The sequence below is a fragment of the Lentibacter algarum genome, from assembly GCF_018860975.1.
GTDB classification, from domain to species: Bacteria; Pseudomonadota; Alphaproteobacteria; order Rhodobacterales; family Rhodobacteraceae; genus Lentibacter; species Lentibacter algarum_A.
This window is the reverse complement of sequence record NZ_JAHKQI010000005.1, coordinates 346,455-369,001: the sequence shown is the minus strand read 5'-3', so window position 1 is coordinate 369,001 and position 22,547 is coordinate 346,455. Positions and strand designations below refer to the sequence as shown.

The window sequence follows — 22,547 nt, the reverse complement described above, 5'->3', positions numbered from 1 at the left end:
GCGATGCGCGGCGGCCTACGGCCTTGATTCCGCGTTTGACGAACTTCGTCCGATATAGTCCTGTGTGTAGTTTTGTTTCTCAAATTCTGCGTAAATCTGTTCCATCGGAATTCCACACGAATAACTCGCCATTCCTTCCACACTAGAAGTCTCGACCTTTTCATGGATAATACCGATGACCGCACCATATTCATTTAACAATGGCCCACCGCTATTTCCTGGAGCGACCTCACAAGAAACCAGAATAATTCGGTCACCATCTTCCAAGGTTCCCATGAAGCCGTTGATTTCACCTCGATGGCAAAGCAACGGGCTCTTTTCTGTTAGTCGGACTCTTGGATAACCAGCTGAAACAACTTTTTCAAGAAGGTGAGCTTTGGTAGTAGGCAGAGCTTTTACACCAGAGTAATCGTCCAAAACAACGACACAGATGTCAACTCGATCCAAAACAAAAACATTAACCGCAGAGTAAACTTCCCCGGCAATTGTGATCGATTCAATATTGTGTCGTTCGCCCGACTGGGAATAGAGATTATGCTTACATGTGAAAAGGCGCGTTATGTTCAGAAAGCCTCCTCCTTGAACCGCAACACCCGATCCCGTGAATAAGTCGCCACTTCCATCTTTTATGCAAATTTCGGCGACACTAGCATCTAGTTTGTCTGTGAAGTAACGGTATCCAAAAGAGACAGCCGCTATTGTTCCTGCCTCTACTGTATTTTTAAGCAGTTGAGTATTTAGCTGAAATGCTACCTTTCCTTGGTGCAACACCCTTCGTAACCCCAACGTTTCTTCCAAGCGCCCAAATCCGAACTCGACAAGCAAAACGGGAGCAATCTTCTCTCCATGATGAGCTTCCAATACTGCACAAAACTGCGAGATCGTAATATATGTCGTGGTTACACCATCGGCCGGATGTATTATTTTACCTGTCAGGTGATCATTTGCATTTGGAACATACGAAACAAACTTCTCAGGCTCATGGTAAAAGAGTTCAATGGTTGCTGCAAAAGCATCAGCATGCTCTCTTATGACCTTACGAAGTACACCCTCAATCATTCACCCATCCATCTTCAACGCCGAGATAAACGCTTCCTGAGGGATATCCACTTTCCCGAACTGGCGCATTTTCTTCTTACCGGCTTTCTGCTTGTCCAGCAGTTTGCGCTTGCGTGAAGCATCCCCGCCGTAGCACTTCGCCGTCACGTCTTTGCGCATGGCGCTCAACGTCTCGCGGGCAATAACCTTGCCGCCAATAGCCGCCTGGATCGGGATCTTGAACATGTGCCGTGGGATCAGATCCTTGAGCTTCTCAACCATCGCACGGCCCCGCATATCGGCGCGGTCGCGGTGCACCATGGTGCTCAGGGCATCCACAGGTTCGTCGTTCACCAAAATCGACATCTTGACCAGCTGATCCTGTCGGTAGCCCATCATCTGATAGTCAAAGCTCGCATAGCCCTTGGTCACCGACTTGAGCCGATCATAGAAATCAAACACCACCTCATTGAGCGGCAAGTCATAGACAACCATCGCCCGCGTGCCCGCATACGTCAGCTCCATCTGGATACCGCGGCGGTCTTGGCAGAGCTTGAGAACATCACCCAAGTAATCGTCAGGCACCAAAATAGTCGCCTTGATGCGCGGCTCCTCCAAGTGGTCAACAAACGTCAGGTCAGGCATGTCGGCGGGGTTGTGCAGCTCCTGCATCTCGCCGTCTTTCATGTAAACATGGTAGATCACGCTCGGCGCCGTGGTGATCAGCTCAATGTCATACTCGCGTTCAATCCGGTCACGGATAACCTCGAGGTGCAACAGCCCAAGGAAGCCACAGCGAAAGCCAAAGCCCAGCGCGGCCGAGGTTTCCATCTCGGAGCTAAAGCTGGCGTCATTCAGCGAGAGCTTCTCAATCGCATCGCGCAGGTCTTCAAACTCGGCACTGTCAACGGGGAACAAGCCGCAGAACACCACAGGCACCGAGGGCTTAAAGCCCGGCAGCGGCACCTCACAGCCCTTCTTGTCATGGGTGATCGTATCGCCCACTTTCGTGTCGCGCACCTGCTTGATGCTCGCCGTCAAAAACCCGATCTCCCCAGGCCCAAGCTCTTCCACAACTTCCATCTCGGGCCGGAACACACCAATGCGATCAACGCTGTGCTTTGAGCCGGTCTGCATCATGGTGATCATATCACCCTTCTTGAGAACCCCGTCCATGATCCGCACAAGGACGATCACGCCGAGGTAAGCATCATACCAGCTATCAACCAGCATCGCTTTCAGCGGCGCATCGCGGTCACCCGTCGGCGCAGGCAGCTGCGTCACAATCGCCTCAAGCGTTTCGGTAATGCCCTCACCGGTTTTCGCGCTCACACGAATTGCCCCCGATGCATCAATCCCGATCACATCTTCGATCTGCTCTGCCACGCGGTCACAGTCGGTTGCGGGCAGGTCGATCTTGTTGAGCACAGGCACGATCTCGTGGTCAGCCTCAATCGCCTGATACACGTTCGCCAGCGTCTGCGCCTCAACACCTTGGGTGGAGTCAACAACAAGCAGCGAGCCCTCAACAGCGCGCATCGAGCGGGACACCTCATAAGCAAAGTCAACATGGCCGGGCGTGTCGATCAGGTTGAGAACATAGTCCTCACCGTTTTGCGCCGTATACTCAATGCGCACAGTGTTCGCCTTAATGGTAATCCCGCGCTCGCGCTCGATATCCATGCTGTCGAGCATCTGCTCTTTCATGTCGCGCGTGGCAACAGTGTTCGTCTCCTGAATGAGCCGATCAGCCAGCGTGGATTTCCCGTGGTCAATATGCGCCACGATCGAGAAATTGCGGATATGTGTAAGGTCTGTCATGTATGGGGATATGATTGGGAAATGGGGGTTGGTCAAGGTGGGATGCTTCTCCAGCAATACAAAGCCCGTCGCCTTAGCCTTGCACACACTTCAAAGCGCTTCTAACCTAACCTAATACGAGTGAGGCGAGCAGTTGACGGTTACCAATGAAGAAGAGTTTATAGCATGGCTAGAAACACAGCCTCAAGACGTCTGCGTTGTCATAGCGATGCGCGCAGCAGCACGCGTGCTTCCCGTAGTAACACATTCCAGAAAGAGCGTGCCCTCAGACAAGTTTAAAAAACTTGCATTCTTGAAAGCACGTGCAATCTTGGTTTCAGGGGTTGCTGGCAATGCGCCAACCCCTGAAACCGATTCAGCCGCCCGTTCCGCCGCCCTTTCCATCCGTTCCACCGCCGAATCCGCCCTTTCCGCCCTTTCCGCCGCCGATTTCGCCAATTCCGCCTTTTCCGCCGCCGATTTCGCCAATTCCGCCGCCCTTTCCGCCGCTTCCGCCGCCGATTTCGCCGCCGATTTCGCCGCCGATTTCGCCCTTTCCGCCCTTTCCGCCGCCGATTCCACCCTTTCCGCCGCCGCTTCCGCCCTTTCCGCCGCCGCTTCCGCCCGTTCCGCCGCCGCTTCCGCCCGTTCCGCCGCCGATTCCGCCGCCCGTTCCGCCGCTTACGCAGACACCGAACAGCCCCTCACAGAGCTGTTCATGCTCCCTATCTGGCCCGAACCAACTCTACCCGACTGGATGCAATCCGCACTTGAAGGCCAGCACAACATCTTCGCTGAGGCTCCAGAATACGCCTTCTGGCGCGAGTGGTATGACGGCCTCCTCACAGGCAACCCCCTCGACTGGGAACTCCAACGCCGCGTCGCCCTCATCCCCGATGAACACTGGGAGCAAGGCCCCGAGCATATCGCCAAAGAGATCAAGAAAATTCAAGATAAATTCGCCCGCGAGCAACAAGCCCAGCGCCCAGAATCGGTTCCTGAGTTAGAGAAAAAATCTCTCATCCAACACGTTCAAAAGCTGCTCCAATCGCCACAGAACACCGAGCTTACCGCAATTGGCACTGCCGAGGCAATCGAGCGGGTTATAAGCGAATACAAAACCAACGCTCCAGCCAATTGCTTACCCGATGAGCTTGAACATCTAGAAGCGCTGCCTGATCTTTTCAAAGCTATAGCCACGACCACTGCAAGCCAACTTGATCAGAGCGAGAAAGAAAAAGCACTCCTCGCTCAAATCGAAGCACTCAACGAGAAAGTTGCACAGCTGGAAGCGGCTTTGAAAACCGCCAAGGAGAAGACACTCAATGGCCGCTTCAAAGTCGCAGCTATCGAGTCCTTCGGGAAAACGATTGGCTCCGCTTGGTTCTTGGGCGCGCTAGGCTTGGGCACATGCCATTTCTTAGGTCTGCCACCGAGCGACATCACGCTTGAGAATTTGCGTGGCTATTTAGAAGGTATGCAAAACGCCGAGCCAGCGGTCGACGTCCAAACTACGCCAGCCTTACCAAGAACAACCGACACCTAACCCAGCGCGGAATCAAGGCCGCAGGCCGCCGCGTATCGCTGGGCCGCCCCACGGCACGGCGATTTGGCTCAGCTTGGTGCAACTCATAGAAGGCACACAGGCTTGGCCACAATAAACTGCCAGTCACGACCCTCTGATCGCCGCACCACGGCCCAACGATACGCGCCAGCACGCCCTACCGAACGCCCCATTAACTTAATTTGTGTTAACCTTTACCCCAAAAACCTGTGCATACTGGTATATGCACTGCGGTATGCATACAAAGCTGCACAGCTTAAACACGCCACTTTCCTTCGCGTCCAGCGGCGTTAACCACACAGTGCGCTGCGGTTAACAAAGCGTTAACCCGCCCATGTTTTGCCGCCAGCAAACCTCTCGCATTGAAAACCAGCGCGACTTCCGGCATATTCGCGCCAAAGGGCAGCAAGCCCCAAAACGAGAGCAGTATCATGAACAAGTTTTTCGCCCTTCTGGCCATATCAGCCCTCACCGCATGCGGCGGCAACGGCTACAAATCGGCCTCCAGCACGGCACGCAGCCCCGCAAAGAGCTTCGCCACTGGCCCGATCTCGAAAGCCTGCATGGCCTCCGACAGAAAGGCCCGCTCTCGCGAGCTCTGCGGCTGTGTTCAAGCAGTTGCCAACCTCAGCCTCTCAAGCCGTGACCAAGCCATCGCCGCGTCGTTCTACAAAGACCCGCAAAGATCGCAGGACATGCGCCAGTCTGACAACGCAAACCACGAGCGCTTCTGGTTGAAATACAAAGAATACGGCCAGACATCACAAGAGCTTTGCGGTTAAGCCAGCTTGAGTTTTGACTGCGGTTGCCTAAGCCGCAAATCCGCTGCGCGCGCATGGCCTTCCATGCCCTCGTGCCGTGAGATGTTCGCTGTAACGCGGGCAATATCGGGCAAAACTTCGCTCTCGGCGCGTTGATACGTCACCACTTTCAAAAACTTATGCACACTCAGCCCACCCGTATAGCGCGCCGCGCCGGACGTCGGCAAAGTGTGGTTTGGCCCCGCGGCTTTATCCCCGAAGCTAACCGTCGTATCTGCGCCCAGAAACAACGAGCCGTAACTTGTCAAAGCACCCTGCCACCAGTCCAGGTCAGCCGCTTGCACGTGCAGGTGCTCGGGGCCGTAGCGGTTGGCAACCTCGGCAACTTCTACGTGGTTGTCACAAACAATAACTTCGCCCAAGTCGCGCCAAGCCGCGGTGGCAGCCGCGCGGTTCAGCTCCGGTAACTCGGCAATGCAACCCGGCACCAGCGCCATTACATTGCGCGCCAAAGCCTCGTTGTCCGTCACCAACCACACCGGCGAGTTATGCCCGTGCTCCGCCTGAGACACCAAGTCCCACGCCACGGTCAGCGCATCGGCCGTGTTGTCAGCAACAACCATGCTGTCGGTTGGCCCCGCAAACATATCAATCCCGACAGGGCCGAACATCTGCCGCTTGGCCTCGGCAACATAGGCATTGCCCGGCCCGATGAGAATGTCGGCAGAGGGAGTTTCAAACAGGCCTTCAGCCATCGCCGCAATGCCTTGAACACCGCCAATGGCCAGTATCTTGTCGGCGCCCGCAAGTTGCATCGCAAACAAGATAGCGGGGTGAATACCCTGCCCGGCCTTGGGCGGCGAGCAGGCCGTTACATGCTGCACACCCGCAACCTTGGCCGTGGTGATCGTCATCAAAGCAGAGGCAATATGCGCATAGCGCCCACCCGGCACATAGGCCCCGACACTGCTCACAGGGATAAGCTTTTGCCCCGCAAACAACCCCGGGCGCAGCTCCACTTCCATCTCGCTCACAGTCGCAAGTTGTGCCTGAGCAAATCGCTTGATGTTCTCATACGCCCATCTGATATCATCCCTGAGCGCTTCCGGAACCTGACGCACAGCCTTGGCGATATCAGTCTCGCTGACTTCAACGGGCGCATCCCAGCCGTCAAGCTTGCTGGCATACTCAAGCGCCACGGCCTCACCACCTGACTTGATGCGCGCCAGCATAACCGCAACGGTGTCAGACACGTCTTGCTCGGCAAATTCAGCCGCCTCGCGCGCTTGTTTAAGATACCGGATCGCCATCGGACTCACTCCTGTCACAGAGTGACAGATGAGCGCTCACGTTGGTGTCAGATCAAGCGAAAATGTGGCAGCTGCCCCGCGTTTTTCTCTGCCCAAAAACCAGCCTTCAGCCTTTCCGAACGAAGGCCGCTATTCAGACAACTTCGCCAAAGCCTGCGCCGCGGCGGCCGAGGGGGTTATCTCCCCTGTAGCGACGGCCTCGCCGAGTCGGTTCATCAGCTCAGGGATCTCGCCAGTGTCCAGCTTGCCAAGCAGCCCCTGACGCACGTCCTGATCAAACCAGTAGCGTGCTTGCTGCGCCCGTGTTCCGGCAAAAAACCCGTTCGCGCGCCGCCAGTCAACCAGCTCCTGCATGGTTGCCCAAGCCTTGGAAAGCCCCTCTTCTTCAAGCGCCGATACCGTCATCGCCTTGGGGAAGGTTTCAGGGTCTTGCGGGCGCTTCCTCAGCAGCCGCAAAGCACCTGCATAGTCGGCACAGGTGCGCATCGCCGCTGACTTCAGATCACCGTCAGCTTTGTTCACAAAGATCAGATCGGCCATCTCCATGATGCCGCGCTTGACGCCTTGTAACTCGTCCCCGCCCGCAGGTGCAAGCAAGAGCACAAACAAGTCGGCCATCTCGGCCACCATTGTCTCTGACTGCCCAACGCCAACCGTCTCGATCAGCACAATGTCAAAGCCCGCCGCCTCGCAAAGCGCCACAGCCTCACGCGAGCGCCGCGCCACGCCGCCAAGCTGCGATTGGCTCGGTGAGGGCCGTATATACGCCAGCGGATCACGGCTCAGCCGCTCCATACGGGTCTTGTCGCCCAAGATCGAACCACCCGAGCGGTTTGAACTCGGATCAACCGCCAGCACAGCAACCCGCAAGCCAGCCGCCGTCAGCATACAGCCAAAGCTTTCGATGAAAGTTGACTTGCCAACTCCCGGCGTTCCCGACAGGCCGATGCGCACCGCCTGCCGCCCGGCCCCTTTAACAGCCTCAAGCAGTGCCTGTGCCTGCTCGCGGTGGTCGCTCCGCCCGCTTTCAACCAGCGTAATCGCCCGCGCCAAAGCCCGCCTGTCGCCTGCAATGATCTTGTCAGCTACCGTCTTAATATCCATGCAAAAGTAATGCCCTCTTTGCCGCTTGATTGTCCAGCCCGCGCCGTGCTCCAAAGGAGGCCATGTCGAACTTGCCGATCAATGATGCCCTGCCCGCGCTGGTTTCTGCTTTCAAAGCAGGCAGTCGCGCCGTGCTTGAAGCGCCTCCGGGGGCGGGCAAAACCACTGTCGTTCCGCTGGCTCTGCTAGAGGCAGGCTGCGCCACAGGGCGCATCCTGATGCTCGAGCCCCGCCGCCTCGCCGCACGCACCGCCGCCGAGCGCATGGCGGCAACCTTGGGTGAAGAAGTCGGCCAAACCGTCGGCTACCGCGTGCGTGGTGAAAGCCGAGTTGGCAAAAACACCCGCATCGAAGTGCTCACCGAAGGCATCCTGACGCGCATGTTGCAAGACGACCCCGAGCTTGCTGGTATCAGCATGGTGATCTTTGACGAGTTCCATGAACGCTCGCTCAACGCCGACCTCGGCCTCGCCCTCTGCTTGGAGGTCTCCGAGGCCCTGCGCGACGATCTCAAACTGCTCGTCATGTCCGCAACCCTCGACACCGCGCCTGTAGCGGCCCTCATGGGCAACGCGCCTATCATTCGCTCCGAGGGCCGCGCCTTCGACGTCACAACCAAATGGCTCGACAAGCCCCTGCCCAAAGGTGCGCGCATAGCGGAAGTCACCGCCGAGCATACACTTGCGGCCCTCAAGGAAACAGCAGGCGGCGTGCTTGTCTTCCTCCCTGGTGAGGGCGAAATCAGACGCGCCGAGACATGGCTTAAAACCCGCGTTCCTGAAGACACAACTGTGCATATGCTCTTCGGTGCTCTGCCGTTCAAAGACCAGCAATCCGCCATACGCCCGGCCAAACAGGGTCGCAAAATCGTCCTCGCGACGTCCATCGCCGAAACCTCCCTCACCATCGCTGACATCCGTGTTGTTGTTGACGCGGGCCTCGCCCGGCGCGCCCGTTACGATGCAGGCTCGGGCCTCTCGCGCCTTGTCACCGAAAAGGCCAGCCGCGCCGAAGCCACTCAGCGCCAAGGCCGCGCGGGGCGTGTCGCAGAGGGCACCTGCTATCGCCTCTGGACAAAGGGAGAGGAAGGCGCGCTGCCCGCTTTTGCCCCCGCCGAAATCGAAGTTGCCGACCTCGCCCCTTTCGCGCTTGAGCTGGCCCTCTGGGGCGAGGGTGCGCTCCCCCTACTGACACCTCCGCCCGAAGGCACCCTTGCCGAGGCGCGCGCGCTGCTCACGGCCCTTGGCGCATTGGAGCAAGGCCGCATCACGCCACATGGCCGCATCCTTGCCGCCTTGCCCGTGCACCCGCGCCTTGCGCATATGCTCACCGTGGCTGGCAAGCCCGCCGCAACTCTGGCCGCATTGCTGAGCGAGCGTGACATCCTCACCGGTGCGCCGAGCGATTTGAGCTTGCGCCTCAAAGCTGTTGAGAGCCCGCGATCTGTGCCGTTTCAACTGCACCAAGCCTCGCTGGCCCGAGTGCGCCAAGAGGCCAAACGCCTCACCGCTCGAGCCTCAACAGGCAAACAGCTCAGCGCCGCACAAATGGCCGCGCTTGCTTACCCAGACCGCATCGCCCTGCGCCGCGCTGGCGACGCCCCGCGCTATCTGCTCTCTGGTGGCAAAGGCGCGCTTTTGCCAGATAGTGACCCCCTCGCAGGCCAGCGATTGCTCGTGGTCACAAACACCGACGGCCACCCCCGCGAGGCCCGCATAAGGCAAGCGATTGCGTTTAGCGAAGCAGAACTGCGTGAGGTCTTTGCCGACGACATCAGCTGGCAAACCTCCTGCGTATGGTCACGCCGCGACCGCCGTGTTGTTGCCACCGAAGATGAGCGCTTTGGCCAGATCACCCTGCAAAGCCGGATGTGGAAAGACGCCCCGGACGAGGCTGTCGCAAGCGCTATGTGTGACGGCATCCTTGAGCTTGGCCTCAAACCCAGCCGCGCTGCCGCCCTTTTGCAAGCCCGGGTTGCGCTGGTGCGCGCAGCGGGGCATGAGGTTCCCGATATGTCGGATACCGCCCTGCTGGACAGCCTGCAAGATTGGCTCGCACCCTACCTTACCGGCATCAAAACCGCCGAACACTGGAAGGGTTTTGACATAAAACCAGCCCTCTTCGCGATGTTGGACTACCCGCAACAACAGCTTCTCGCCCGCGAAACACCCGCGCATTTCACCACGCCGCTTGGCCGCCAGATCGCGATAGACTATTCCGGCGAGCACCCCGAAATATCTCTGCGCATTCAAGAAATGTTCGGCCAACGCACGCACCCTAACGTCGCCGGCAAACCGCTGCTGGTAACGCTTCTATCTCCCGCCCAGCGCCCCGTGCAAACCACGATGGATATCCCCGGTTTTTGGGAGACATCCTATGCAGATGTGCGCAAAGACATGCGCGGCCGCTACCCCAAACACCCCTGGCCCGAAGACCCGCGTGAAGCCGACCCGACGCTGAGAGTAAAACGCCGCCAATAAGCGCATCTTTGCAATTTGTTCAGAGTGCTCCTATATGTAGAGAGAATAAAAACAATAATAACAAAATGCGGCAGAGTTAGTAGTATCTATGACAGGTGTTTTTCGAAAAGCATGGGCGGAGCTTGTCCAGCCGATATTGCAACGGCCTAAGCGCTTGCAAGTGGCGGCGCTATGCTACCGTCAAAAGGGCGCAGACAAGAAAGTTCTTTTGGTCACGTCCCGCGACAGCGGCCGCTGGATCATCCCCAAAGGCTGGCCCATGAACAACAAGAATGCCGGTGAAGCCGCTTTGCAAGAAGCTTGGGAAGAGGCCGGCGTGCGCAAAGGTGAAGTCACCGGAAAAGCGCTTGGTCACTACGACTACGACAAAGAGCTGAAATCAGGCCTGCCCGTAGCGGTGCAGACTCTCGTCTTCCCTGTAGAAGTCAGCGAAATGCGTGACGAGTTCCCCGAAAGCTCCGAGCGCACCCGCAAATGGGTCAGTCCGGAAGAGGCCGCAAACATGGTGCGCGAACCCCAATTGCAGGACATGTTGCGGGAATTGTAACAGTTTTATGACAAATTTGTTGTAAAGCACCCCTTGTTTCTCTAACCGAGCTTCAAACAGGGGGCCAGACATGACCAAACCGACCAACGACATCGACCACCTCGAAACGCTCGATCGTGACTTGCACCGCTTGTCACACCTTGAAAGCGCAACGCAATATGTCGCCCGTCCAATGGTCGGCCCGGGCATCGCTCTGGCATTTATCGTCTTGGCCGGGCTCGCCGCCTCGATCTTTCTTGGCAAAGAGCCGAGCAGCTATGTGGTCATCGTTGCCGCTGTGTTCGGGGCCTATATGGCGCTTAATATTGGCGCTAATGATGTTGCCAACAACATGGGCCCCGCCGTGGGCGCCAACGCCCTCACGCTAGGAGGCGCCATCGCCATTGCCGCGATCTTCGAAAGCGCGGGCGCTCTGCTCGCCGGGGGCGACGTTGTGTCGACAATCTCCAAAGGCATCATTGATCCTAGCGCCATGGACTCTACAAAAGTGTTCGTCTGGGCGATGATGGCGGCACTGCTGTCGGCGGCTCTCTGGGTGAACCTCGCGACATGGGTCGGTGCCCCTGTCTCTACAACCCACTCCGTCGTCGGCGGCGTTATGGGCGCAGGCATAGCTGCTGCAGGCTTTGCGGCAGTCAACTGGCCAACCATGAGCGCAATCGCTGCCAGCTGGGTGATCTCCCCGCTGCTTGGCGGCATAGTTGCTGCCGCCTTCCTCGCCCTGATCAAATCACGGGTCATCTATCAAGACGACAAAATCGAAGCCGCAAAAAAGTGGGTGCCAATTCTGGTCGGGATCATGGCCGGCGCCTTCGCAAGCTACCTCGCACTCAAAGGCCTCAAACGCGTCATCAAGATCGACATTCAGACGTCTTTGCTCATCGGCTTCGTGTTCGGCCTTGTTGCTTGGGTCATCACAATTCCGCTGATCCGCAAACAGGCCGAGGGGCTTGAAAACCGTAACCGTTCGCTCAAGGTTCTGTTCGGTATCCCGCTGGTCATTTCTGCGGCACTGCTCAGCTTTGCGCATGGCGCAAATGACGTCGCAAACGCTGTTGGCCCACTTGCCGCAATCGTTCACGCCGTCGAGTTCGGCAGCTTTGCCGCCAAAGTAGCGATCCCGATGTGGGTCATGGTCATCGGCGCGTTCGGCATCAGCTTCGGGCTGTTTCTGTTCGGCCCTAAGCTCATCCGCATGGTCGGCAGCCAGATCACCAAGCTTAACCCGATGCGCGCTTACTGCGTGTCACTTTCCGCCGCGATCACCGTGATCATCGCCAGTTGGCTTGGCCTGCCGGTGTCCTCTACGCATATCGCTGTAGGCGCGGTTTTCGGTGTCGGGTTCTTCCGTGAATGGGACGCCGCACGCCGTATGCGCGCCAATGCCGAAACCATGCCAAGCAAAAACCGAATTGCACCCGAGGAACGCCGCCGCCGCAAGCTTGTGCGCCGCTCGCACTTCATGACAGTCATCGCTGCATGGGTGATCACCGTGCCCGCCGCGGCCATCATGTCAGCGGTGATTTTCTACATTCTGAACGGTTTCGTCGCCTAAGCCGCGTCTTCAACCGTCAGGCCGTATTGCGCGCTCACACTGCGTAACGCTTGCATGACCATGGCAAAATCGCTGTGGGCCTCGCCGAGGTTGCGGGTTTGCCACGGGTCATTCTCAAGGTCAAAAAACTGCGTGCGCCCGTCGTCATATCGGATCAGCCTATACGCCCCTTTGCGAATACTGACATGCCCGTGGTGGAATGTCGGAATGGCGCGTTCGGGCACGCGCTCACCTTCAACATATGGCCGCAACGACTGCCCCACGCAGCCATCAAGCGGCGGCAAACCCGCATAGTCAAGCGCGGTCTGCCCGACATCCAGCATTGCCACCGGATCCTTCACAACCTGCCCTCCAACGCCCTGCGGCACATGAACAATCAGCGGCACATTGGCGATCTGCTCAAACAATGTCGTCTTGCCAAGGCGCTTTTTGTCACCAAGGTGAAACCCGTGATCCGAGACGATCATCACCACTGTATTGTCAGCATGTTTGGAAGCTTTGAGCGCATCCCAAACCCGCCCAAGTTGCTGGTCGGCGTGGCTTAGTGCCGCGAAATAGCTGCGCACGGTCTTGCGCCAGAAATCAAGGCTCTCTGCACTGTCGTCAAATATCTCTTTCTTCTTGTCGGGGTCAAACAAGCACCCTTCGCTGTCGTCAGCCCAGCTTTCGGGCTTGGTGAACTTCCTGAAGTCATAGGCCTTTTTGAACGATAGCGGCGTGATAAACGGCCCGTGAGGCCCATGAAATCCGACTTCGCGGTAAAACGGCTCCGGCTCGTCGTAGCCGTCAAGAAACGCGACCGCCGAACTGGCCGATTGCCGGTCATACAGTTGGTCAAAGTCTTTTTCATCGGTCAGCGCATAGCCTTTTCGCCAGCCGCCCGTGCGTATGTGTTTGAACTTGGGAGGCAGTTTTCCGATACCGCCAAACAGCTTCGGGCGGTCCGTATACAGCACCTCGGCAACCCCTTTCGGCAGCCCGCGCCCATGGTGAACCTTCCCCCCGGCCGAGCAAAAATAACCGGCTTTCTTTAGCTTTGCCGGCCACATCTCGCGCGGCTCGACGCTGTCATAAAACCGCGTGGCGTTTTCAAAGTTCAAAGTCTGATGCGGTGTCTTTCCCGACATGAAGCTTGTCCGCGACGGCCCGCAAATAGGCGACTGACAATAGGCCGAATGAAACGCTGTCGACTGCGCACAAATCCGGTCAAGGTTCGGCGTTTGCAACTCGATGCCAAACACATCGCGATACTTCCAAAAAGCTATCGCATCATCAAAGCTGATCAGAACAATGTTGGGGCGGTCAGTGGGGGCGGTCATATGGCTCGTCAACTCGATGTTCGGCTGGTTTCAGGGCAATGTCGCAGGCTTTCCAGCTGTTCGCAATCAAAGCTGTCCTAAAGCGCAATCTCACTGGCATTTCGCGGCAGCCTCCCGCCGGTTTCCGCCTCTTTCACAAACGCAGAAACTTGAGCGGCGACCGGTGTAGGCACGTTGTGCAGCGCTCCCAGCCGAATGATCTCGCCTTGCAACTGGTCAACCTCTGTCATTTTCCCTGCCGCCAAATCAGCAACCATCGATGTGCGCGCCTGAGCATCGACTGTGAGCATCTGTTTGGCCACACGCTCAAACAGAACGTCAGGCAAGCGCAGCACCCAAGGCACGAGCCAGGCCGGAACCGGCGCGGGCACATGCACAACCTGCTCGGCGGCTTTGAACACATCCAGAGCCTCGCGCATCTGCGACGCCATAACGCGCCGCCAACTGCGGGTCAGCAGCATCTCCCGAAGCGAAAGGCCCGACAACGCATTAAGCGCATTGGTGAGGTTCAAGATCAGCTTGCCGCGTTGCACGGCCTCAATGTCGGATACGGCTTTGACGGGCAGGCCAGCAACATCTAGCAGCGCGGCAATATCGCCAGTGCCGGCCTCAACAAACACCTCGCCACTCACCGAGCGGTGAAACCGCCCAGCCCCTAGAGCCACGACATTAAAGCCAACAACAGCCGCGCGCACGTCATGTCCTGACAGTTCGGCGCGCAGGGTCTCGGCGTTTTGAAGGCCGTTCTGCAAGCTCACAATCACTGTAGTTTTCGGCGCATGTTTCGCCAGCATCTGCCCTACCTCAGCCGTCGCGCCAGACTTCACACAAACAAGCACAACATCGGCGTTTGCAAGTGCCTCGGGGCTATTCATCACCTCCGGAGCGGCGCGCGCATCAAGCCCGTCAAACCCTGTCAGATGCAGATTACTTGAAGCAAGCTTGCGGCGCGCCAACAGATGCACATCGCGCCCCGCAACCGAGAGCAAGCCGCCAACAAAGCAGCCTATCGCTCCCGCACCGACAACCGCGATCACCGGGGTGTCAGGCTTAGACACCAAGGCACCAGCGCATCACAGCTTTTTGCGCGTGCAGACGGTTCTCGGCTTCATCAAAAATAACCGAGTGCGGCCCGTCCATCACGGCACTTGTCACTTCTTCCTCGCGGTGCGCAGGCAGGCAATGCATAAACAGCGCGTCCGGTTTTGCGGCTTTCATCAACGCTTCATTCACTTGATACGAGCGCAGCATATTGTGGCGCCGCTCTTTGGAGGACTGACTGTCATGCATGCTCACCCAAGTGTCGGCCACGATCAGATCAGCGCCTTCAACCGCCTTGAAAGCGTCACGCTCGATTGTCACAGTCGAGCCCGCCTTGCGCGCCAGCCCGATAAACTCGGCTTCAGGGTCAAGCTGCGCGGGGCCGGTAAACGTCAGGTCAAATCCAAACTGCCCCGCCGCGTGCAGCATCGAGGCACAGACATTGTTGCCGTCGCCCGCCCAAACAACCTTCTTGCCTGCAATCGGCCCACGGTGCTCCTCATAAGTCAGCACATCCGCCATGATCTGGCAGGGGTGCGTGCGGTCGGTCAGCCCGTTGATCACCGGAACATCGGCTGCCTCGGCCATCTCGTGCAGCACGCTTTCGTCAAACGTGCGGATCATGATCATATCAACATACCGGCTCAGAACACGCGCGGTGTCAGCAATCGTCTCGCCGTGACCAAGCTGCATGTCATTGCCTGAAAGCACCATCGACTGCCCGCCCATCTGCCGCACACCAACATCAAAACTAACGCGGGTTCGCGTCGAAGGCTTCTCGAAGATCAGCGCAACCATGCGCCCCGCAAGCGGTTGTTCGTCGTCAGCTTGCCCTTTAGAGCGGCCAGCCCGCGCGTCTTTCATACTGCGCGCGTGGTCAATCATCCCGCGCAACTCGTCAGCGTCCGTCGTGTGTATGTCCAGAAAATGCTTCATCGTTTTATCCTTTGCCCTCAACGTCAGTCGCCGCTTTATCAAGCCGCGCAATCGCTTCAGAAATCTCGTCTTCGGTAATGTTCAGAGGCGGCAACAGCCTGATAGCATTGTCCGCCGCAGGCACGGTGATCACCTCATGCGCATAGCCCGCATTCACCACATCAAGGTTCGCGGCTTTGCACCTGAGGCCCATCATCAGCCCCACACCGCGCACGCTTTCAAACACGTCAGGGTGCGCCGCCACGAGGCCTTCAAGCTTCTGGCGCATAAAGCCAGCGCGCTTGTTAACTTCAGCCAGAAACTCCGGCTCGGCGACGATATCAAGCACCTTGTTGCCAACAGCACACCCAAGCGGGTTGCCTCCGTATGTGCTGCCATGCGTGCCCGCGACCATACCGCTCGCGGCCTCATCTGTGGCCAGTAGCGCGCCCAGAGGAAAGCCCCCGCCAATGCCCTTGGCGACCATCATGATATCCGGCGTAATGCCCGCCCATTCATGCGCAAACAGCTTGCCCGTGCGGCCCACGCCACACTGCACTTCGTCGAGCACAAGCAGCGCACCAACACTGTCGCAAATCTCGCGGATGGCCTTCAAGTCGGCGTCAGGCAGCACATGTATGCCACCTTCGCCCTGTATCGGCTCCAGCATCACAGCCGCCGTGTTCTCGCTCACCGCTTCGCGTAGCGCAGCGATATCGCCCCACTCAAGGTGCGTGAAACCGCCTAGGACAGGCCCGAAACCTTTGGTCATCTTCTCGCTACCGGCCGCCGCCATAGCCGCCGAAGAGCGGCCGTGAAACGACCCCGTGAAGGTGATGATCTCGACGCGCTCGGGCTGGCCTTTTTCATACCAATACTTGCGTAGCATCTTCACCGCGAGCTCACAGGCTTCGGTGCCCGAGTTGGTAAAAAACACTTTGTCCGCAAATGTCGCGTCGGTGAGCTTGTCGGCCAAAGCCTCCTGCAACGGCATCTGGTAAAGGTTCGAGGTATGCCAAAGCTTGCCTGCCTGTTCCGTCAAAGCTTGCGTCAGCTCAGGGTTGGCATGGCCAAGCACATTCACGGCAATGCCTGCTCCAAGGTCTAAAAAGCGTCGCCCGTCTGCTTCCTCAAGCCAGACGCCTTCACCTTTGACAAAGCTCAAAGGGGCGCGGTTGTAGGTCGGCAAGACGGAAGAAGAAGTCATCAGGAGTGTCCTTTTAAAAGAAGCCCAAGTCGTGCCTTACGGCGCAGGGCTAGTCAACATTTTTGGAGTGTTTTGTGAGGATCGGCAGCGCATCAAAGCGCCGCGCACAGGTGCAAAGCGGCGAGGTTAGCCTCGTCGGCGTCGGGTTTCAGCGTATGAAAGCATATTGCACATACATAGCCCGTAACGCAGTCTATGCCGTTTGCAAAGCATAAATGCACTTGTCCGCCCCCATCAACAGGCCTAGCGCGGAGTTATGAACACACGCCATAATCCTCGCCTCGCCATTACATTCATGATCACCGCAACTGTGTTCATCGCCACATCAACGCTGATGGCCAAGCTCGCCTCCGATCCGCGCTTTGGCACGCCGCTCAACCCGCTTCAGATCTCGCATGGTCGGTTTACCTTTGCCTTCTGCTTGATCTCGGCAAGCTTTATCGCTCTGCGGGGCGCATCACACGGCCCAACCTCAAAATGCACGCCCTCTGCTCGGCCTTTGGCGCTGCGGTCTTTCTTGGGGCCGAAGTCAACGTAATGAAACGTTTGTCGGCGGGTGAAGGCCTTTTGCAAATCCTGCTGATAAACAACGCCATTGGCCTACTGCTTTCGTCGATAGCCGTCACCCTTGTATGGCAAACACCGACAACAGCCCAATGGCTCATTCTTGCTGGCGTAGGGTTTTCAATGGCCACAGCACAAACATTCTTCATAAACGCAGTCAAACGCGCCGACACCAGCTTCGTTGCGCCCTTCTCGTTTTTCACACTCGTTTTCGCCGCGGGATTTGATGCCGCCATCTATGCAAAATGGCCAGACGGCATCACCATTCTGGGTGCTGGCATCATCCTTGCGGGCGCAGGCATGCTCGCATGGCGACAGGGCCAAATAAAACAGGCCTAAGGCTGGCCCGCGCCCTTGTATCTGCGCGCGCAATGTTTAGTATAGGGAACTGACCCAATTTTGGCCGCGCCTCGCGCGCAGCCCCCGCAACGGCAAGGAAATCACATGGCTTGGACCGATGATCGCGTTGAAACGCTCAAGAAAATGTGGGGCGAAGGCCAATCCGCATCACAGATCGCCAAGGAGCTTGGCGGCGTCACACGCAATGCCGTGATCGGCAAAGTGCACCGTTTGGGCCTCTCAAATCGTGCCACGACAACCACAGCCAAGACCGAGAGCAAAGCAGCTGCCGCACCCAAGAAGCCGTCAAAGCCCAAGGCTGCGCCAAAGAAAGCACCTAAGCCCGACCTCAAAACCGAGGCCGCCGTGCCGCCGCAGACAAGCAAGCCGATCCCGATGTCCGCCGCCCGCCGTGCGATCATCCCGGCCGGTCAGCCGCTCCCGCCGCAGCCCTCAAACAACGAGATCAGCGCCGAAGCTCTGGCCAAGGTCAACGCTGTCGAGAAAAAAGCCAAGAAGCTCTCCCTTATGGAGCTCACCGAGCGCACCTGCAAATGGCCCGTAGGCGACCCCGCAACTGACGACTTCTGGTTCTGCGGCCTGACAACACAAGCCGGCAAACCCTACTGCGAAGCCCATGTCGGTGTTGCCTTTCAGCCGATGTCCTCGCGCCGCGACCGCAAGCGCTAAAACCTGACGCGCCGTGCATATGTGCGGCGCTCTTTGTTAACTCATTTGACAGAACCCGCCTGACGCTCCAACCATAGGCCAAATGCCTTGGAGCCTGCGTATGTCAAACGACCCCCTCTTACAGCCCTATCAGCTCAAGCACCTGACGCTGAAGAACCGCATCATGACGACAGCGCATGAGCCCGCCTACCCCGTCGATGGTATGCCGCAATCGCGCTATGTTGCCTATCACGCCGAGCGCGCCCGCGCTGGCGTTGCCCTCGCCATGACAGCTGGTTCTGCAACGGTATCGCGTGACAGCCCGCCCGTGTTCAACAACATCCTCGCCTACAAAGACGAGGTCGTGCCACACATCAAAACCCTCACTGATGCCTGCCACGAACATGGCTGCGCCGTGATGATCCAGCTCACGCACCTCGGCCGCCGCACCGCTTGGAACAAGGGCGACTGGCTCCCTAGCGTCTCCTCCTCGCAACACCGCGAGCCTGCTCACCGCGCCTTTCCCAAACTTGCCGAGGACTGGGACATCGCCCGCATCATAACCGACTTCGCCGATGCCGCCGAGCGCATGAAAGCTGGCGGAATGGACGGCATCGAGCTGCAAGTCTACGGCCACTTGCTCGATCAATTCTGGTCGCCGCTCACCAACGATCTGACAGGCGACTACTCCGCCGAGACGCTCGATAACCGCATGCGGTTCCCTTTGGAAGTCACCAAAGCAATCCGCACCCGCGTCGGCGATGACTTCATCGTTGGCTACCGCTACACCGCCGATGAGGCCGCCGAGGGAGGTATCACCGAAGCCGAAGGCATCGAAATATCCAAGCGCCTCGCGGCCACCGGCCAAGTCGACTTTCTCAATGTCATCCGCGGCCGCATTCACACCGATCCGGCCATGACAGACGTGATCCCCGTCCAAGGCATGCCCGCAGCACCACACCTCGACTTCGCCGGAAAAGTTCGCGCTGCTACGGGCCTGCCAACTTTCCACGCCTCCCGCATCCCCGATGTGCCAACCGCCCGTCATGCCATCCGCGAAGGCCTGCTCGACATGGTCGGCATGACCCGCGCCCATATGGCCGATCCGCACATTGTCCAAAAAATCGCCGAGGGCCGCGAAGACGACATCCGCCCCTGCGTCGGCGCCACATACTGCCTCGATCGCATCTATCAAGCCGGTGAAGCGCTCTGCATTCACAACCCTGCTACTGGCCGCGAAGAAACGATGCCGCACAACATCCCCCGCGCTGACACCCGCAAAAACGTGGTCATCATCGGCGCTGGCCCTGCGGGCCTCGAGGCCGCTCGCGTCGCCGCCGAGCGTGGCCACCAAACCACCGTGTTTGAAGCCGCACCCGAAGCAGGCGGCCAAATCCGCCTCACAGCCCAAAGCCCGCGCCGCCGCGAAATGATCGGCATCATCGACTGGCGCATGGCGCAATGCGCCGCGCGTGACGTCACCTTCCATTTCAACACATTCGCCGAAGAAGCCGACATCACCGCCCTCAGCCCAGACGTGGTGATCATCGCCACAGGCGGCCTGCCCTCCACGCACCTCTTTGAGCAAAAGCGCGAGGCCGATCACGTCGTCACCGCATGGGACATCCTTTCAGGCGATATCAAGCCAGCGGATAGCATCCTGATCTATGACGAAGCAGGCGATCACGCCGCCCTGCAAGCCGCCGAACTCGCCGCAAACAAAGGCTGTAAAGTCGAGCTGATGACCCCTGATCGCACCCTTTCGCCTGATGTCATGGCCATGAACCTCACCCCCTACATGCGCGCGCTTCAGAACAAAGACGTCGCCTTCACCCTCGCGCGCCGTCTTCTAAAAGTCACCCGCGAAGGAAACCAACTCACCGCGCATATCGGCACCGACTATTCCGATCACAGCACAACCAAAACCTATGACCAAATCGTGCTCAACTACGGCACCCTGCCCAACGACAGCCTCTACCACACCCTCAAACCGCAAAGCGCAAACAATGGCGCAGTCGATTACGACGCACTAATAGAAGGCCGCCCGCAACCCGCGCCCAAGGGCTTCCAGCTTTACCGCATCGGCGACGCCGTCTCGGCCCGCAACACCCACGCCGCAATCTACGACGCCCTGCGCCTCGTGAAGGATATCTAATGAACCTTGGTTTCATCGGCACCGGAACAATCGCCACGGCGGTTGTCCACGCCCTCGCTCCCCTTGATCACAGCATCATAGTCTCCGAGCGCTCGACCAAAAACGCTGCCGCCCTTAGCGCGGCCTATACAAACGTCACCACAGGTAACAACGCCGACATCACCCACACCTGCGATGTCATCTTCCTGGGCCTCCTCCCCGAGCACGCTCCCGATGCTCTCAAAGCCCTCCCCTTCCGCGCAGATCAACGCATCATCTCCTTCATCGCCGATCTACCGCTATCAGAGGTCGCAGCCCTCACAACCCCGGCCAAAGCCGAGACACTGCTGCTCCCCTTCCCGGCAATCGCCAAGGCCCGCTCCCCGCTTATCGCCTTTCCGCAATCAAAGCTGGCCGATGAGATTTTCGCCCAACACGATGTTTTCAGCATGAGCAATCAAGCCGAGTTTGACGCTCTCCTGCGCGCCCAAGCCGTGCTCTCGCCCGTGGTTCAAATGCTCACCGAAGCCTCGCAGTGGGCCGCCCGTAACGGCGCCGATCAAGCCAAATCCGAGAGTTTCCTGCGGGCCCTGATCGCCTCAAACCTGACAGCCGAAAGCCTCACCCCTCTGTTGCAATCCCTCAGCACCGAAGGCGGCTACAACGCCCGCCTCAACGCGCATCAAAACAACGCCGGCACCTACAAAGCCCTCGTCGAAGGCCTCGCACAGCTCTAGGGTTTTCCCTTGGCAAAATACTCAATTCCGCAGGCGCATATCAGCGTCACCGCCGCCGCAGTGACACCCGCCTGAACACCGTCGCAACCATCAACCGCAAGTCATAACAAAGCGACCTGTTGCGCGCATAAATCAGATCAATCCGCGCCTTTTGTGGCACGCATCGACGCACATAAACCGCCTCGGTTTGCTCCGCCGTTTGACAAGCCGCCAACAGCACTTCTTCACGCCGATGAAACGCCAAAGTTGCCAGCCCCGTCACTCCGGGCCGTGAGGCAAGCACCTCGGCATAGAGCTCCGGGAACATCTCGACATACCTGCGCAGCGGCGGCCTTGGCCCGACAAAGCTGATGTCGCCGCGCAGAATGTTCCAAAGCTGCGGCAGCTCATCAAGCCGCGTGCCCCGCAAGAACCTGCCAACGGCTGTCACCCGCTCCGCCTTGTCACCGCCCGAAACACCGGCGTTCACCTGCGCGTTGCGCATGGTGCGAAATTTCCACAGATCAAACCCTTGCTCCGGCGTGCGCATGCGCTCGGCCACGTAAAACACCGGCCCGCCGTCCGTCAGCCATATCGCCAGCACGACAAGCAACGCCACGGGCCACAGCACCGCCGCCAGAAACAGTGCCAGCACAATGTCCATGATCCGTTTGCCTATCGTCACGTCCAGCCCCCGTAGCGCCGCCAACTGTCAACCAAATGCCTCGCATCACTCGCGTTGTCCGGCAGCGTCACCAACCCCTGCAAGCGCTGCGTGTCAAGCACATGCCGCGCGACAGCCCCCTCGCGCGCCGGAATCCAGGCAAAGCTGCGGCCCGCGGCCCTTGCGATATCGCCCATATCGACAGGCTCAGGCGCCGCGACATTCAGCACCTTGGGCATTGCGGCGACATCACAGGTCACCAAGGCTTCGATCACTGCCGCCAATTCGGGCACCGCAATGTAGCTGCGCAGTGGGCCAGCCCCGTTCTCGAACTGGTCAATGCTTATCTCGCCGTCGCCGCTCAGTCCTTTGAATAAGCTGTCAGCCCCCGCAACATTTGCCAGCCGCAAAGCACAGCTCACAGGAGGGGTTGGCAAGGCTGCAAGTTGCGCTTCCATGTGGCATTTGGCCTGCCCGTATGGCCGCGTCGGCTCGGTGGCATCACCCTCAGCCATCAACGCGTCAGTCTCCGAGTAAACCGCCGCACTCGACAGGTGCAGAACCCGCTGCGCCCCAACATCTCGCGCAATCCTGACAGCCCGTTGCGCCAACGCACTGTTCATCGCCAGTTCCTGTTCGGTCCCGCTCGTTACCCCCCAAAGCGCAACAACAGCGTCAAACGGGCCGTCATTGGCGCGTTCCTGCCCGCGCAAAACCCATGTCGCCGCAACTGTCTCGCTCGGAGAAACCTGCCAAAACCGCTGCATTGCACGCCCAAGCTTGCCGCTAGCCCCTAGAAAAAGAACAGGTTTCAAAGTTT

Annotated in this window: 20 protein-coding genes; 10 read left to right on the top strand and 10 right to left on the bottom strand. The window is 58.5% G+C overall.

Translation table 11 applies throughout. From position 1 onward, the window contains the following. Window positions 1–15: 15 nt before the first annotated feature. Together KO498_RS06100 and lepA are read right to left on the bottom strand one after the other, a co-directional pair. A complete protein-coding gene (locus KO498_RS06100) occupies window positions 16–1,059 on the bottom strand; it encodes a S1 family peptidase (protein ID WP_215958992.1) in 1,044 nt (347 codons plus the stop codon). After that, entirely contained in the window at window positions 1,060–2,859 is a 1,800-nt protein-coding gene (gene lepA / locus KO498_RS06095) for a translation elongation factor 4 (protein ID WP_215958991.1), read from the bottom strand. It lies immediately after the preceding gene. 226 nt (window positions 2,860–3,085) lie between these two features. Between lepA and KO498_RS06090 the strand changes: the two genes are divergently transcribed. Then, window positions 3,086–4,384 (top strand): hypothetical protein, encoded by a 1,299-nt coding sequence (locus KO498_RS06090; protein WP_215958990.1) that lies wholly within the window; start codon window positions 3,086–3,088, stop codon window positions 4,382–4,384. A gap of 449 nt (window positions 4,385–4,833) precedes the next feature. Continuing rightward, a complete protein-coding gene (locus KO498_RS06085; protein WP_215958989.1) occupies window positions 4,834–5,184 on the top strand; it encodes a hypothetical protein in 351 nt (116 codons plus the stop codon). Here KO498_RS06085 and hisD read toward each other — a convergent pair. Together hisD and meaB are read right to left on the bottom strand one after the other, a co-directional pair. Continuing rightward, a complete protein-coding gene (gene hisD, locus KO498_RS06080; RefSeq protein WP_215958988.1) occupies window positions 5,181–6,473 on the bottom strand; it encodes a histidinol dehydrogenase in 1,293 nt (430 codons plus the stop codon). The genes KO498_RS06085 and hisD overlap by 4 nt on opposite strands. A 129-nt stretch (window positions 6,474–6,602) precedes the next feature. After that, complete coding sequence (gene meaB / locus KO498_RS06075; RefSeq protein WP_215958987.1) at window positions 6,603–7,577, bottom strand: methylmalonyl Co-A mutase-associated GTPase MeaB; 975 nt, start codon at window positions 7,575–7,577, stop codon at window positions 6,603–6,605. A 62-nt stretch (window positions 7,578–7,639) separates the two neighbouring features. Here meaB and hrpB point away from each other — a divergent pair, with 62 nt between their 5' ends. The 3 genes from hrpB (at window position 7,640) to KO498_RS06060 (ending at window position 12,159) form a co-directional block, all read left to right on the top strand. Continuing rightward, entirely contained in the window at window positions 7,640–10,057 is a 2,418-nt protein-coding gene (gene hrpB, locus KO498_RS06070; RefSeq protein ID WP_215958986.1) for an ATP-dependent helicase HrpB, read from the top strand. An 88-nt stretch (window positions 10,058–10,145) separates the two neighbouring features. After that, window positions 10,146–10,604, top strand: a complete 459-nt coding sequence (locus tag KO498_RS06065) for an NUDIX hydrolase (protein WP_215958985.1) — start codon at window positions 10,146–10,148, stop codon at window positions 10,602–10,604. Between the two features lie 70 nt (window positions 10,605–10,674). Next, complete coding sequence (locus tag KO498_RS06060) at window positions 10,675–12,159, top strand: inorganic phosphate transporter (RefSeq protein ID WP_215958984.1); 1,485 nt, start codon at window positions 10,675–10,677, stop codon at window positions 12,157–12,159. Here KO498_RS06060 and KO498_RS06055 read toward each other — a convergent pair. The 4 genes from KO498_RS06055 to KO498_RS06040 form a co-directional block, all read right to left on the bottom strand. After that, on the bottom strand, window positions 12,156–13,478 hold the full coding sequence (locus tag KO498_RS06055; RefSeq protein WP_215958983.1) for a sulfatase-like hydrolase/transferase: 1,323 nt from the start codon (window positions 13,476–13,478) through the stop codon (window positions 12,156–12,158). The two genes, KO498_RS06060 and KO498_RS06055, sit on opposite strands and share 4 nt — an antisense overlap. Before the next feature lie 77 nt (window positions 13,479–13,555). Further along, a complete protein-coding gene (locus tag KO498_RS06050; RefSeq protein WP_215958982.1) occupies window positions 13,556–14,536 on the bottom strand; it encodes a 2-dehydropantoate 2-reductase in 981 nt (326 codons plus the stop codon). Next, a complete protein-coding gene (gene argF / locus KO498_RS06045; protein ID WP_215958981.1) occupies window positions 14,529–15,455 on the bottom strand; it encodes an ornithine carbamoyltransferase in 927 nt (308 codons plus the stop codon). Before argF ends, KO498_RS06050 begins: the two co-directional genes overlap by 8 nt. A 4-nt stretch (window positions 15,456–15,459) precedes the next feature. Next, window positions 15,460–16,641 carry an aspartate aminotransferase family protein gene (locus KO498_RS06040; RefSeq protein ID WP_215958980.1) on the bottom strand — a complete coding sequence of 394 codons (1,182 nt, stop codon included), beginning with the start codon at window positions 16,639–16,641 and terminating at the stop codon, window positions 15,460–15,462. Window positions 16,642–16,897: 256 nt separating this feature from the next. Between KO498_RS06040 and KO498_RS18160 the strand changes: the two genes are divergently transcribed. The 5 genes from KO498_RS18160 to KO498_RS06020 all read left to right on the top strand — a co-directional run bounded on the left by KO498_RS18160 (window position 16,898) and on the right by KO498_RS06020 (window position 21,084). Then, entirely contained in the window at window positions 16,898–17,179 is a 282-nt protein-coding gene (locus KO498_RS18160) for a hypothetical protein (protein ID WP_252731292.1), read from the top strand. Continuing rightward, complete coding sequence (locus tag KO498_RS18155) at window positions 17,179–17,544, top strand: DMT family transporter (protein ID WP_252731291.1); 366 nt, start codon at window positions 17,179–17,181, stop codon at window positions 17,542–17,544. The genes KO498_RS18160 and KO498_RS18155 overlap by 1 nt, the downstream gene beginning before the upstream one ends. Before the next feature lie 105 nt (window positions 17,545–17,649). Beyond that, window positions 17,650–18,234, top strand: coding sequence for a GcrA family cell cycle regulator (locus KO498_RS06030; protein WP_215958979.1), 585 nt, complete (start codon window positions 17,650–17,652; stop codon window positions 18,232–18,234). Window positions 18,235–18,334: 100 nt separating this feature from the next. Next, complete coding sequence (locus KO498_RS06025) at window positions 18,335–20,368, top strand: FAD-dependent oxidoreductase (RefSeq protein WP_215958978.1); 2,034 nt, start codon at window positions 18,335–18,337, stop codon at window positions 20,366–20,368. Next, window positions 20,368–21,084 carry an NAD(P)-binding domain-containing protein gene (locus KO498_RS06020; protein WP_215958977.1) on the top strand — a complete coding sequence of 239 codons (717 nt, stop codon included), beginning with the start codon at window positions 20,368–20,370 and terminating at the stop codon, window positions 21,082–21,084. The genes KO498_RS06025 and KO498_RS06020 overlap by 1 nt, the downstream gene beginning before the upstream one ends. A gap of 46 nt (window positions 21,085–21,130) precedes the next feature. Here the strand turns inward: KO498_RS06020 and KO498_RS06015 are convergent, their stop codons facing one another. Then, window positions 21,131–21,748, bottom strand: coding sequence for a sugar transferase (locus tag KO498_RS06015; protein WP_215958976.1), 618 nt, complete (start codon window positions 21,746–21,748; stop codon window positions 21,131–21,133). Beyond that, window positions 21,745–22,542: an NAD-dependent epimerase/dehydratase family protein gene (locus KO498_RS06010; protein ID WP_215958975.1), complete on the bottom strand. Its 798-nt coding sequence runs from the start codon at window positions 22,540–22,542 to the stop codon at window positions 21,745–21,747. The genes KO498_RS06015 and KO498_RS06010 overlap by 4 nt, the downstream gene beginning before the upstream one ends. Between the last annotated feature and the right edge of the window lie 5 nt (window positions 22,543–22,547).